This window comes from Enterococcus sp. BWR-S5 (assembly GCF_016745255.1).
GTDB lineage: Bacteria > Bacillota > Bacilli > Lactobacillales > Enterococcaceae > Enterococcus_L.
The window spans coordinates 112,277-124,845 of record NZ_JADOEQ010000001.1; the positions used below are offsets into that span (position 1 = coordinate 112,277).

General features: G+C 40.7%; 11 protein-coding genes. 5 read left to right on the forward strand and 6 right to left on the reverse strand.

The window, feature by feature from the left end:
* Nucleotides 1–130 precede the first annotated feature (130 nt).
* Together IW510_RS00625 and IW510_RS00630 are read left to right on the forward strand one after the other, a co-directional pair.
* Complete coding sequence (locus tag IW510_RS00625; RefSeq protein WP_202055678.1) at nucleotides 131–1,294, forward strand: cation diffusion facilitator family transporter; 1,164 nt, start codon at nucleotides 131–133, stop codon at nucleotides 1,292–1,294.
* 104 nt (nucleotides 1,295–1,398) lie between these two features.
* Entirely contained in the window at nucleotides 1,399–1,896 is a 498-nt protein-coding gene (locus IW510_RS00630) for a hypothetical protein (RefSeq protein WP_202055680.1), read from the forward strand.
* A gap of 60 nt (nucleotides 1,897–1,956) precedes the next feature.
* On the opposite strand, the gene IW510_RS00635 is transcribed toward IW510_RS00630, so the two are convergent.
* From IW510_RS00635 to IW510_RS00645, 3 genes are all read right to left on the reverse strand, one after another.
* Nucleotides 1,957–2,724 (reverse strand): nucleotidyltransferase domain-containing protein, encoded by a 768-nt coding sequence (locus IW510_RS00635; RefSeq protein ID WP_202055683.1) that lies wholly within the window; start codon nucleotides 2,722–2,724, stop codon nucleotides 1,957–1,959.
* Between the two features lie 94 nt (nucleotides 2,725–2,818).
* On the reverse strand, nucleotides 2,819–5,380 hold the full coding sequence (locus IW510_RS00640; protein ID WP_202055684.1) for a metallophosphoesterase: 2,562 nt from the start codon (nucleotides 5,378–5,380) through the stop codon (nucleotides 2,819–2,821).
* A gap of 3 nt (nucleotides 5,381–5,383) precedes the next feature.
* Nucleotides 5,384–6,661, reverse strand: a complete 1,278-nt coding sequence (locus IW510_RS00645; RefSeq protein WP_202055686.1) for a class I SAM-dependent methyltransferase — start codon at nucleotides 6,659–6,661, stop codon at nucleotides 5,384–5,386.
* A gap of 120 nt (nucleotides 6,662–6,781) precedes the next feature.
* On the opposite strand from IW510_RS00645, the gene IW510_RS00650 reads away from it, so the two are divergent.
* The 3 genes from IW510_RS00650 (at nucleotide 6,782) to IW510_RS00660 (ending at nucleotide 10,216) form a co-directional block, all read left to right on the forward strand.
* The gene (locus IW510_RS00650) at nucleotides 6,782–8,026 is read left to right on the forward strand and encodes a WYL domain-containing protein (RefSeq protein WP_202055695.1); all 1,245 of its coding nucleotides are present in this window, start codon (nucleotides 6,782–6,784) and stop codon (nucleotides 8,024–8,026) included.
* Nucleotides 8,007–8,993, forward strand: a complete 987-nt coding sequence (locus IW510_RS00655; protein ID WP_202055697.1) for a WYL domain-containing protein — start codon at nucleotides 8,007–8,009, stop codon at nucleotides 8,991–8,993. Before IW510_RS00650 ends, IW510_RS00655 begins: the two co-directional genes overlap by 20 nt.
* A gap of 335 nt (nucleotides 8,994–9,328) precedes the next feature.
* Nucleotides 9,329–10,216: a helix-turn-helix domain-containing protein gene (locus IW510_RS00660; protein WP_202055698.1), complete on the forward strand. Its 888-nt coding sequence runs from the start codon at nucleotides 9,329–9,331 to the stop codon at nucleotides 10,214–10,216.
* A gap of 105 nt (nucleotides 10,217–10,321) precedes the next feature.
* Here IW510_RS00660 and IW510_RS00665 read toward each other — a convergent pair whose 3' ends face one another.
* From IW510_RS00665 to IW510_RS00675, 3 genes are read right to left on the reverse strand one after another with little or no spacing between them, the layout of a single operon-like run.
* On the reverse strand, nucleotides 10,322–10,993 hold the full coding sequence (locus IW510_RS00665; protein WP_330932569.1) for an ABC transporter permease: 672 nt from the start codon (nucleotides 10,991–10,993) through the stop codon (nucleotides 10,322–10,324).
* A complete protein-coding gene (locus IW510_RS00670; protein WP_202055699.1) occupies nucleotides 10,993–11,931 on the reverse strand; it encodes an osmoprotectant ABC transporter substrate-binding protein in 939 nt (312 codons plus the stop codon). Before IW510_RS00670 ends, IW510_RS00665 begins: the two co-directional genes overlap by 1 nt.
* The gene (locus IW510_RS00675) at nucleotides 11,928–12,566 is read right to left on the reverse strand and encodes an ABC transporter permease (protein ID WP_202055700.1); all 639 of its coding nucleotides are present in this window, start codon (nucleotides 12,564–12,566) and stop codon (nucleotides 11,928–11,930) included. Before IW510_RS00675 ends, IW510_RS00670 begins: the two co-directional genes overlap by 4 nt.
* Nucleotides 12,567–12,569: the final 3 nt, after the last annotated feature.

Below are 12,569 nucleotides of genomic sequence, written 5' to 3' on the forward strand. Positions count from 1 at the left end.
GGGAGCAGAGACTGCAAACTTTGGTTTTTCTAAATAATAAAAAGATGCTAAAAAAGGGTGAATATGGTGTGCAAATCAAGTCTAACTGAGGTATATTTTTAAAATACTCTAAAAAAAGTTGGGATAGCATATGATAAAAGGAATGATTCGTTTATTTGAAAAAAAATATGGGAGAGGGAAGGATCCGCGTACGAGCTTTGGAATATTCGCCGGAATTATGGGGCTTATTTCAAATCTAATTCTAGTCATTGGAAAGTTCTCTATCGGCTTCTTTTCCGGAAGTGTATCGATTATGGCCGATGCAGTCAATAATCTTTCAGATATGATTTCTTCCGTCTTAACCTTGGTTGGTTTTTATATTGCCGGGAAGCCAGCTGATAGGGAGCATCCCTATGGACATGAGCGCTTTGAATATATCAGCGGAATGTTTGTGTCTTTGATGATTACATTTGTCGGCTTTCAGTTTTTACTTACTTCAGTTGACCGTATTCGTGTCCCTCAAAGTATTGGGTTTTCCTGGGTTACGTTGGTGGTACTCCTGTTGTCAGTATTCTTGAAAATCTGGCAAGGAGCGGTGTATCGTGATATCGCCAAGAAGATTAACTCAGACACATTGATTGCGGCGTCAAAGGATAGCTTAAATGATGTATTTACAACGATTGCCGTGTTGATTTCAACTGCAATTGAAGGGGCTACAGGCTTAAGGTTGGATGGCTACATTGGTGGAGCTATTGCAATTTACATTATTTTTAGCGGCGTGCAGCTGCTTTGGGGATTCATCAATGAGCTGATGGGAATTCGTCCGGAGCAGTCGGAGATTGATCGAATGAAGGAATTTCTCTCGTCTTTTGAAGAGATTGTTGGTTATCATGATTTGCTGATTCATCAATATGGTCCTAATAAGATATTTGCCTCTGTTCACATTGAAGTCGACGACCGCTGGGATTTGAATAGGGCACATCAGGTCATTGATCAAATTGAAGCTGTATTTAAAGAAAAGCTGGGTGTTGAGTTGGTTTGCCATGTAGATCCGGTCAACCTATACGATGAGCAGCAGCAATTTGTTCATCAACAGGTGAAGAAAATTATCGCTGCCATTGATCCTGTTCTTAAGGCGCATGACATTCGTTTTATCACTCATAACGAGAAAGATGTGCTGTACTTTGATTTGGTTGTCCCGAACAAATATAACAGAACAGATGAAAACATAATGGAAATAATTCAAAAAAATATGAATGAATCTGTTGGTTCGTGTGAAATTAACATAACTTTTGATCATAATTACCTACTTTAAAATAACTATCGTCATTTTTCTCATAAAATTTCTGTTTTCCAAAAAAAACTGATACGTAAATAAGAAATATCCATGTTATTCTTAACGATAAGGAGTTGAGAGAGATGGATTTTACATTTTTGGCAGTCATGTACTTTTTTGTCGTTGTGATTATTGTATTGAGCTTTTTATTGGTTAAGGAAAAACAGCTGATGTATCGTTTGTTTGATGAACGTGATGTTCTTAAAGAGGACCTTGATGCGTTGAAACTTGAGAAGGCGCGAAGAGACCAAGGCGGTATACAGTTTGAGGAAGAAAGCTTCACTCAGAGGATGGAAGAACCGGAATATGAGGAAGAGCCGCTTCCAATAGTAGAGGAAGCACCTAAACCCAGAAAGCATTTGGAATCAGTATTTGCTGAAAATGGTTCAACAGAAAGAACCCACTTTAGATCAAGAGAGCGGATGATCGATAAAGAGGTTGCAGATAGAGAACCTATGAGGAAAGAACCCGTGAGAAATGATGTACCAGAGAGAACGGAAGAGGAAGAACCATTTATTGTCTTAAATAATAAAACGTTCTCACGCTATGAGGATGAGCTTTTTAGAAGAGAAGAATCGTAATTACCGAAAAACCACCTGAACAGAAGCTGCTGTTCAGGTAGTTTTTTTGTTTTTTTTAAACTAATCATTTAATCCGTACCACTTTAAAAAGAAATGATTGAGATTATTTTCCGATAAAGATTGGAAAGAGTGAAGCGAGGAAACGGACTCTGTATGATAATCAATCTGCTTCACTATAAATTGATCAATTACTGGAATTTTTTCTTCCAAGTCCATTTCTTCTCCTGCCCGTTTCCGCTTGAGTAGTTCAGCGACAGCTAGGAGGAATTCTTTTGAAAGCCGCGGCTGTTTCAGCAACTCCTCAAAGGGAACTGGCGGCAATTGAGCGAATTGATCAATCCACATGCATGCCAGCAGCGGACGCAGTACATAGAAGTATTTTTTTATTTTGACCTGATCGCCCTGTAAATACTCTCTGTAGTTTCCTTTGGCCATATGCAAATAGTGATAAATCAAGCTTTTGCTATTTAGCTCTTGCTCAGACAGTGCAAGGAGTTCTTGGTGAAAAAGCGGGTCGGCAAGGTACACTATCGGCGAATGAAGCCACTCCAGCAAGGAGGGATTGCATTTTTTTAGCAATAACAAGGTTTTATCTAAATCCCATCCGCTGATGTCCAGCTGATCAGAAATCGGGTATTCTAGGGTATCCTTGGTTTTCTGCAGCTGCAGATACCAGTTTTTGGGACGTGTATAGATGAAGCGAACATCATAATCACTGTCCTTTGAGGGAAATCCCCATGCCCGACTTCCAGACTCGACAGCATAAAGAATGCGAATATTTTCAGCTGTCTCAATTTTTTTTAGCTCTTGAATGATTGTATTTTTCATGTGGTTCCCTCCTTCAGTAAGACATGTTGCTCAGCTGTATGAAAATAGTTTTTTCCAAAGTAATCATATAGTCGTGCGTTATGCACCGAGCTCATTATAGACGCGGGTCCAAGTCTCTTTCTTTCTCGAATTCAAAAATCATACCGGCTAGTAAATCCATATACTCTGAGTTTTCTTCTGAAATATCAGTTTTTGGAATCTTTAACAGTTCTTCAGCCAGTTTCGCTTCCTTTATTGAGGCAGCCAGCTTGCCTTTAATTTTTTTATCTGCAATCAGTTTGCTGTAGCGCTTTTCAGAAAGATAATCATAGCCGTAAATCAATGTAAGGTAATCTGTGTTTCGAACCTTCATGAATGGTGCAGTTTTATCATTGTCGGTAGTATCCGGTTTGATGACGACGCCCTCCATCTGGTTCTCAACGGTAATTGTTTGGAAATACGATTGAGCCTCTTCTAATGCAGTATCTTGAGTCAGATCAAGCACCAAGTAAGGGTCTTCTGACAGCCATGGATAGACAGCAGAGGTAGCCCATGCAGGGATTTCTTCCTGACCATCCGTATAGATAATTTTAAGCAGGTTAAAGGGTTTGTAAATCAATTCCCCTTCATAGCCGTAAAGCTCAATTTGTTTTTTATAGGTTTCCAAGTATACCTCTTGTTCAACCATAGGAACCTGTCGTTTTTCTGTTTCCGTCAATAGGCCAAACTGTCCGGCAGCGTAGCTACCATAAAGCGTAGATAGCGTTTTTTTGTCCTTATGATGCCAGTCTTTTTTATACTCAGTTTCAGCCATTTTCTGAATTGCCTGTTGATAAGTCTGTTCAAAACCGCTTTCTTGAAGCATCGCCAGTTCTTTTTCGATTCCTAAAGCAATCGGCTGATATTCTTTTTCAATCAATCCTTGTCCCATTGCGCTCCAGGGCATTAACTCTCCATCCAATAAAAGAGTCTCAATGTCGTTCTCGGTCATATAGGCTTCGAATTTTTGCAATAGCTGCTGATAGACAGCGGTTAGGTCCAGACGTTGAATGATATAGCCGTTTCTGGATATTGCAAAGCATTGATCAATATCTTTAGAAAGATAGATATTACAGCGGGAGCCCATATATTTTGGCTGTAAAACGACCTTGTTGACGCCATTTTCTTTGAAATAGTTCAATCCCTGCTCTAAAGACTCCAGCTCATTTTTCTCCAAATCGGCTGCTGATGGAGACATCGTTCCTGAAAGATACTGTACTTTATTTTTCGCCATATAGCGTAGACGTCGCTGCTGGTCTTCCGGTAAGGTCTGCCAAGAAGGTTTTTTTGGTTTTGAAAAAATCAATGGCAGTTCTTCAGTCTGTCCTTCTCCTTCAGCGGTAGCTACTGAATAGAGCATCGTCTTATAAGGCAGTATTTTAACCGCTGTTAGTCGGTTGTTTGCAACAGCTCCGGTATCAATGCTTCGTTTGTTCTTAAGTCGGAAAGCCTCCTTCGATGCAACATGACCAAAAATATGAAGCGGTAAGTTGAAGTAGCTTTCAGTTTCTAAAAACATTAGTTGCGGTTCAATCGGTTTTTCACGATCCAATCTGAAGTTACGCTGTCTTCTTTTGGCAGCAGTATTTAGTTTCCCAAGATATTTCTGCTTGCAGGGTGCATGTGTAACGATAAATGATTGCTGGTCCCCGCCAATTCTACGATAGAAGGGTTTCGCTTGTTCAACAAGAGTAAAGAACTTCTCTCTTAGCTCTGTATCTTTTTGCAGAACAGGGATGGAATCAAAATAGTTGTTCAGTGTTTGCAGGTCGACGCCCTTAATCTCACCTTTCAGATAATGATAGACAAAATGCTCGTGGTTTCCAACGGTCAGGAGAAAATGCTCACGGTTCGCATAAAGGAACTCAATGATTGCCGCTGTTTGTTTGCCTTTGTCAATCCAGTCACCATTTAAAATTAGTTTCCCCTCATGCTCATTGACTGTCAGCTGACCATCTGTCAAGGTATGCCCCAAACGTGTTAATAGCGCTTGGAAGGTTTCGACACACTCATGGATATCTCCTACGACAGTATAGGTCTCTTCCGGAGGAAGGATACAGGCAAGGTATTCTTCTTTATCTGTAACTTCAATTTCTATTTCAGAGAAATCCTTTTTAGGAATTCGATGGATGGCGTGATAGTTTTCTTTTGCAAGCGCCGGTAATACTTCTCGCTTTAAACGTTGGATATGAGTGCTGATTAATCGACGAGAACGTTCGCTGGCATAGAAATCATCTCGGTTTTTATAATCGAAAATGACCGCTTCAATGTTGTAATTTTGTGCTTTTGCAATTTCAAGTATCTCTTGACGAAACTCTTTTGCCAACCCTGTAGTATCAACGATAACAAACTCTGCTGCTACAGGATAGGTCGTAACGAATTCAAGTTTTTTACGTAAATATGGAAAAGCAATGTTGCTGGCTTCCAACATGATTTGATCGTATTTATCATAATCATGCCCCAAAATTTCCTGACGAAGATCATCAGAGGAGATGTACTGTACATTACTGTAAAAGTTATACTCTGGCTCTTCAAAGCCAAGCTGCTTCATAAGGACTTCTTTAGAGAAGGTGGTTTTTCCACATTCTGTAGGTCCAATCAGCAGGAAGATTGTATGTGTTTTTGTCTGAATAAGCATTAATCAGACCTCCATTTCTTTTCTTAAAATACGGGCACCCTGTGTTGTAGAGATGCCGTTCACTTTATCGCCAATTGCCAGAAATTCCAGTGTATACTGATTCTGATCAACGAGCGCAGTTACCCATTGCTGGAATTCAGGCCGGGTCATTTCCCATTGATGGTCCTCATGTCGTTTCTTGTCATCGGTCAAATCGTAGTGCAGATTAAATTCTTTGTTTGGTGTTGAAAGAACCAGCTGATGGATATTTTTTTCTAAGACTGTCTTGATTAGTATTGCTGCTTCTTCCTGCGGCATGTGCTCAATGACTTCCATCAACAGGACATCGACTGTTTCAGCAATGTTCAGCTTTTCCCAGTTTGCTAAAGAAGAATAGAAGGTCACATTTTCCAACTCTTTTCGTTCCGCTCTTTTCTGAGCAGTTTCGAGAACTTCAGGGTCAATATCTACAGCATAATAAGGCAGCATTCCTAGTTGTTTACTAAAGGAAGCAATATAGAAGCCTTCACCGCAGCCAATATCTAAAATAGGATAGTCAAATGTCAATAAAGATTCTGCCAGATTGCGTCGCTGCAGTCCTGTACCGCCGAAGCTGAACTCGATGTTATAACGATCAGTAGCAGAAGCTTCTTCAATAAAGCGCTTAAAGTAATTACGCCGTCCCAGGAAATTACGAATAAACAGATTTCTGATATAAAAGGGTGCATCAATCGCATTAAGCGACTGGACATATTTTTGAATCAAGGTTTCTGATTCGTCCAAAAATTCCTTGGCAAACAATGCCTGAAAGAGTAAGAACAATTGAGCCGCATGAAGCAGGTCGTGAACCGGACGAGCGGTTTGTAACGTAAGGCTGCCGTGTCCTGACATCATTTCTGTATAGTTGAATTGAATATCGGGAAATTGACGCTGGAAAAAAACCAGAAAATGTTCTCGCTTCATTGCGATGAAGGGTAACTCTAAGCTATGCTCAAAGCCTTCTGTATCCTTTTCTTGGCGTTTTAGCGGATGTCCGAGAAACTCCGTAATCAGTGAAAGATACACTAAAGGAGCTTGATATTGTGCCGCATTTAGGTAATGAAATTCTTCTTCCCGATTTGGTCGAAAGGATAATGTTGTTGTTCCTTGGTCGGTAAAGTAAGCGAGATACTCCTGCTCATCGTGATACCAGCCGTAACCCATGCCCTTTCGAATGCGTCTCAATTGAACACCGCTAGCTGGATTTTTATAAAGTATGTAAGACAACGCCGGATTTGTTGACGTTAGTTTCATGATTGCCATAAGTAGAACCTCCTGTAAGTTTGTATCTTAATAATAAAGCATAATTGCAGAACTATCTTTTAAAAAAAGTTGCGCAGTATGACCCGATTTGTTTAAAATGGATGGAAAGGAGAGGTTGTTATGGCGAAGAAATTTCAAGAGTTAGTCAAAAAGTTTGATACGATTCGTAAATATACGAGAGATTTCTATGTATACGGTTTTAAAGAGCGGGATGAATTTTCCTATGGGAGTCAGCGTGGTTATGATAATGAGCGTCGCAGGATTGAAAGCTATTTGTCGGAATGGATTGAGACAGAGGTTGTTTATGGAAAGAAAAGAGTCCGTCTGGAAATTGATCCCCACAAGACAACGAATAATCCATTAGCTCAAGTGTGGCAATCGAAATCCTTCACAAAAAATGATATTTTCCTGCACTTTGTTCTACTTGATATTTTTTCAGATGGAGAAAAATGGACGATTCAAGAGCTTGTTGACCAAATTGATGAGGAATATTTGTTTCATTTTAATGATGGTTATCTTTTAGATTCCTTGACAGTCAGAAAAAAAATCAAAGAGTATACAGGCTTGGGAATTTTTCAGGAGGAGAAGATTGGTCGAGAATGTATCTATTCATTGGTACCGCCATTGAAGCTTGATGCAGATATTCGCCGGGCAATCAGTTTTTATAAGGAAATATTTCCAATCGGTATTTTAGGTGAATACTTATTGAGAGGTCAAGAGACCCAAGTCGCGCCCTTTCAGTTTAAGCATATTTTTCCGGTTCAGGTGCTGGATAGTCAGGTTGTTGTAGAATTATTGGAGGCCATTCGAACAAAAAGAGAGGTGTCTTTTAAAACTGACAGGAATCAGTTTGACCGCTTTATTCCGGTAAAGATTTGTTCCAGCTGTGAATCAGGTCGACAATATTTAATTGGTCGAGTAGTAGGGAAGCGTCATCTCTATTCCATTCGTATCAGCTTTATCGCAGATGTTAAGCTTGGAGGTGCCGCAGAGCAGTTCGAGCAGGTGCAGCAGCAGTTTCAGAAGCAGCGAAGTCTAACTTGGAACGCAGCGTTTACGTCCAGAAAAACACAAAAGCTAAAGGTGTATCTTGAAATTGATGAAGAAAAGGAGCAATACTTAATCCGGCGGTTGGAGAAGGAAAAACGAATGGGCACGGTGACACGTACCGGAGAAAATGAATATCAGTTTTCGATTGCCGTCGTAGATATGGTGGCACTCAATCCGTTTTTACGAACCTTCTTTGGTCGAATCAAGCGGATTCAGTGCAGCAATCGTAACTGGGAACAGCAATTTTGGAAGGATTACCAGCAGATGTACACGCTGTATTTTGGAGGTGAACAAGATGAGTCAACTGTTTCATGAGGTTTATGGAAAGTATTTTCGTTTGCTTGCGACAGTGTTGCAATCTGAAACGCATAGTGAGGAATCAATCAGAAGGATATTGGAGATAGAGGGGTTTGGTGAGACTGCTTTTAGTTTGCTTCCTTCGTTAGTATCAGAGGAGGAGAACTGGCACCTGCTAAAAAAAGCGGAAGACGGGTATCAGCGCATTCTGAAGAAGCAGCCGCTGCATCCGGTAACAGAGTTGGAAAAGCGCTGGCTAAAAACAATGCTGGAGGATCGGCGCATCTATAATTTTTTGCCTAGAGCGCGTGTAGACGATTTATTGGAGGAACTGACAGCATTTGAAAGTTTATTTTCTGCTGAAATGATTGATTATTTTGATCGTTTTCAAGAGGGGGATCCTTACGGAGAGCAGCTGTATGAAGAGCATGCGAGAACACTGCTTCAAGCCATTGTAACAAAAGGATTAGTCAGTATTGAGTATCAAACGTTTGGGAGTCAGACGGTGATACAGCATACGGTATTTCCTGAAAAGCTGGAATACTCTCAAAAAAACGATAAATTTCGTTTGAAAGCGAAAAGAAAAACAAAATCAGGGAACTGGGAACGTGTGACCTTCAATCTATCCGAAATTGTGGGTGTTGAGCCTCTGGATACAATAGACGGTACACAGCGGTCTGGAAACGTAAGAGACAAGTACATTAATTGCCTGTTGAAGGATGATCGAGATACGCTGGAGCGGGCGATGTTTCATTTTTCGAATTATCGAAAGGTTACTCAGAAGACGGAAAATGAGTATGAGTATCAGCTGACAATTTACTATCCGTCTCAAGATGAAACGGAGCTGCTAATAAATATTCTGTCATTTGGACCATTTTTACAAGTGATTGAACCGCAATCATTTATTCGACAAATGAAGTATCGATTGAAGCGGCAAAAAGAGCTTTATTTTCCGGAGCCAGTGAAAAATGTTGAAGAAAACTGATTGTGTTGGATACTTAGCGTACTATCAGTAAACCGTGAAGCAGCTCTTGGTTGTTTTGTGCCTTCAGCTGGCTGTCAACTGTCCTTTTTCAATGTAGCTCTGATGAAGTGTTAGCTGTTTTGAAGAGATAGTAAGGGATTAGCTGTACAGGAAAATTTGTAATAGGGAGCATGGATGAGTAATCATCAGCATGCTTCTTTTTTGTTCTTAAACGATAGAAAATTGAAAGCTAAAGCGATGATAGGAGTCAATTACGAACACATCCGATTTAATACGGCACAAATTGTCGGAAGTTTTATTTTGATTTGGATTACACTAATGATGGTGGTGAAGAAATGAGTTGGATTGAAAAGTTGAATCAGGCAATCGATTATATCGAAGTGAATCTGGACAGTGAAATATCTTATCAGGAAATTTCAAAAATCGTCGGCTGTTCAATCTACAACTTTCAACGAATTTTTTCGTATGTGGCAGGTCGCCCATTGTCTGAGTATATCAGAAACCGACGATTAACGATGGCTGCTTATGAAGTGATGAACACGAAATGCCGATTGATTGATATTGCAATGAAATATGGATATGTTTCACAGGATTCTTTTGCCAGGGCATTTAAAAACTTTCATGGAATCGTGCCTTCGAAGGTAAGAAGGCATACTGTACAGCTAAGATCCTGTCCGAAGCTTCATTTTCATATCAAAATCAACGGGGAGAAGTATATGAATTATAAAATCGAACACTGGCCGGCATTTAAAATCATAGGCTATCGTTATACTCTCTGGGAACAGGAGTCGGTTCAGACAATTTCTGATGTGTGGGAAAATATCTGGGAAAGTGGGCAGATTGATCAGCTGATGGAATTGATTCAGAATTTGGAACAGCGACCTGTAGGACTTCTTGGGGTGACGACTGATTTGTCAAAAGGAGCGTTTGAATACATGGTTGGCGTCATGAAGCATGTGGCGAATGAACCAACAACGTCTTTGGATGTGAAGGAAATAGAGATTCCCGCTGCAACATGGGCAGTTTTTGACGGAAATGAGAAGATTCCCGGAACGACCGAACACATATACCAACGAACCTACTCAGAATGGCTGCTGGGTTCAGGCTATCAACTGAATCCGCTGCCGGTCATTGAATGTTATCTGCAAGATGACAGGAAAGAAATCTGGATAGCTGTAAAAATGGGAAACACAGGCATGAGAGGAGAATCGTTGGGCCACTAAGCTGGGGAAGAATATACTTTGTGCAAAAAAATCTGCCCATAGCAAGAAAAAAGAGTTTTGGCAATTGTCAGGAAATGACTGCCAGAACTCTTTTTGTTTTGTATTTTAAGAAGAATGTTTACTTGCAGGATCGAGACGATGCTCAATCATACCAAGTATCCAGTCTGTGAAAATTGCCATCAACGCTGTCGGTAATGCTCCAACTAGAATGATAGAGGTACCATCTGTCGCATTGGTCCCGCGGATAATGATATCGCCTAAACCGCCGGCGCCGACAAAGGCACCAATGGCCGTAATCCCGATAGCTACTACCAAGGCATTACGAATTCCCGCCATGATGACAGAGACAGAAAGCGGTAATTCGACCATATACAAGCGCTGCAGCTTGGTCATACCCATTCCTTTTCCGACATCTAGGATGTTGCTGTCTACCTGCCGCATACCTGTATAGGTGTTTTTGATGATTGGAAGCAGCGAGTAGAGGAATACAGTCACAATAACGGTATTAACTCCTAACCCTAAGCCCAGCATCAAAATTGACAGCATCGCAAGAGAAGGAACCGTTTGAATCAGATTAGCAATGCTAATGACCCAGCCAGCCAGTTTGTAATGACGAGAAATGAAGATCCCGATAGGAATCCCAATAACTGCCGCAAACAGCACACCATAGACAGAGATTAGAAAGTGACGAACGACTTGACTGAAGACATAGCTGCCGTTTTGACTAAAGTAGTAGAAGAACTGCTCGACAAGATTCATATTTTGCAGATTTTCCATTAGTTGCCACCTCCATCAGTATCAAAATAGTGATTATCTTCTAGAAATTTCTCCGCTACAATCGCGGGTTCCATCAAGTCATTATCTGCCTGATAGTTCAATTCCTGCATTTTTTCTGTTGAAATTTTTCCGGAAAGCTTACTTAAAATATCTTTCAAATCAGGATTATCCTTCAAGATAGCATCCGTAGCAACGATACTGGCGTCATAAGGAGGGAAGAATTTCAGGTCATCCTCCAGCATGACTAAATCATAACTGCCAATCCGTCCGTCTGTAGAGTACCCAAGAACGACATCCATTTTACCTGCTGCAACAGCATCATAGACTAGCCCAATCTGCATTGGGAAAACACGCTTGAAATCAAAGCCGTATTCTTCAGTGAAGCCTTTGTAGCCATCCCCTTGTCGGTCAATCCATGACGTATCTGCACCGGCTGTTAATTGATCAGCTACATTTTTCAAGTCACTGATTTTCTTCAAGTTATATTTTTCTGCGGTTTCTTTGGTCACCATGAAGGCATAGGTATTAGCAAAACCATAAGAAGGGAACCAAGTCTGCTGGTAACGAGATTGAAACTCTTTTTTAACAATTTCAAATGCTTTTTCGGGCTCCTTTTCAGGAGGCAGCTGCAGTGTACCAGTTAAATCTGTTCCGGTGTAACGAGAAGCTGAGATACTGGTATCCCCATTTATCATGGATTGATGAATAACGGTTGTCGTTGCTAAATTATTAATGATTACAGCGTCTTTATCCGTATAATGTTCAATCATTCCTTTGACAACATTGGCCAGAATCTGAATCTCAGAGGTCGAGCCTCCGGCAATACTGATTGTATTCTTATCATTTCCGCTTGCCAGCCCAGGTAATGAGCAGCTGCTCATTAAAACCGTCGTAGCTAGGAGCGCTAAACTGAGTAACATAGTTTTTAATTTTTTCATTCTGATTCACCTCTCAATGCGACAGGAGTCAGTCGTTTTTCCAGCAAGCCTAAAAGAAAGTCTGCTGCCAAAGCGATTAATGCAACAGGGATTGTCCCACCGAAAATTAAATCGGCACGATAGAGATTTAACCCGCTGAAAATAAAGTCACCTAAACCGCCTGCACCGATATATGAGGCTAGAGTAGCCCAGGCGACAACATAAACTGCTGCCAAACGAATACCGGACATGATGGTAGGGATAGCGATTGGCAGTTCAACCATGAAGATTGACTGTGTATTTGTCATCCCCATTCCTTTGGCTGCGTCTTTATAATCAGGATCCACATTTTTAATCCCAATATAGGTATTTCTTAAAATGGGAAGCAATGAGTAGATGAACAAAGCTACGATTGCCGGAAAGCGTCCGACACCAAAAATTGGAATCATCAAAGCCAATAATGCTAAGGATGGAACAGTTTGTAGGGCACTTGTCAGTCCAATCACGATTGACGCAGTTCGCTTTGTTCGTGTTAAAAGGATGCCTAAAGGAACTGCAAACAAAACCCCGAGTCCTAGAGAAACAGCAGAAATAAAAATATGTTCTCCGGTTCGGGCAATCAGTTCGCCGCCTTTTTCCATTAAAAATTCATTCATGCT

What these genes read in the sequence shown, in the direction of transcription:
- IW510_RS00625 (WP_202055678.1), top strand. Translation starts at nt 131, where the DNA reads ATGATAAAAGGAATGATTCGTTTATTTGAAAAAAAATATGGGAGAGGG.
- IW510_RS00630 (WP_202055680.1), top strand. Translation starts at nt 1,399, where the DNA reads ATGGATTTTACATTTTTGGCAGTCATGTACTTTTTTGTCGTTGTGATT.
- IW510_RS00635 (WP_202055683.1), bottom strand. Translation starts at nt 2,724, where the DNA reads ATGAAAAATACAATCATTCAAGAGCTAAAAAAAATTGAGACAGCTGAA.
- IW510_RS00640 (WP_202055684.1), bottom strand. Translation starts at nt 5,380, where the DNA reads ATGCTTATTCAGACAAAAACACATACAATCTTCCTGCTGATTGGACCT.
- IW510_RS00645 (WP_202055686.1), bottom strand. Translation starts at nt 6,661, where the DNA reads ATGGCAATCATGAAACTAACGTCAACAAATCCGGCGTTGTCTTACATA.
- IW510_RS00650 (WP_202055695.1), top strand. Translation starts at nt 6,782, where the DNA reads ATGGCGAAGAAATTTCAAGAGTTAGTCAAAAAGTTTGATACGATTCGT.
- IW510_RS00655 (WP_202055697.1), top strand. Translation starts at nt 8,007, where the DNA reads ATGAGTCAACTGTTTCATGAGGTTTATGGAAAGTATTTTCGTTTGCTT.
- IW510_RS00660 (WP_202055698.1), top strand. Translation starts at nt 9,329, where the DNA reads ATGAGTTGGATTGAAAAGTTGAATCAGGCAATCGATTATATCGAAGTG.
- IW510_RS00665 (WP_330932569.1), bottom strand. Translation starts at nt 10,993, where the DNA reads ATGGAAAATCTGCAAAATATGAATCTTGTCGAGCAGTTCTTCTACTAC.
- IW510_RS00670 (WP_202055699.1), bottom strand. Translation starts at nt 11,931, where the DNA reads ATGAAAAAATTAAAAACTATGTTACTCAGTTTAGCGCTCCTAGCTACG.
- IW510_RS00675 (WP_202055700.1), bottom strand. Translation starts at nt 12,566, where the DNA reads ATGAATGAATTTTTAATGGAAAAAGGCGGCGAACTGATTGCCCGAACC.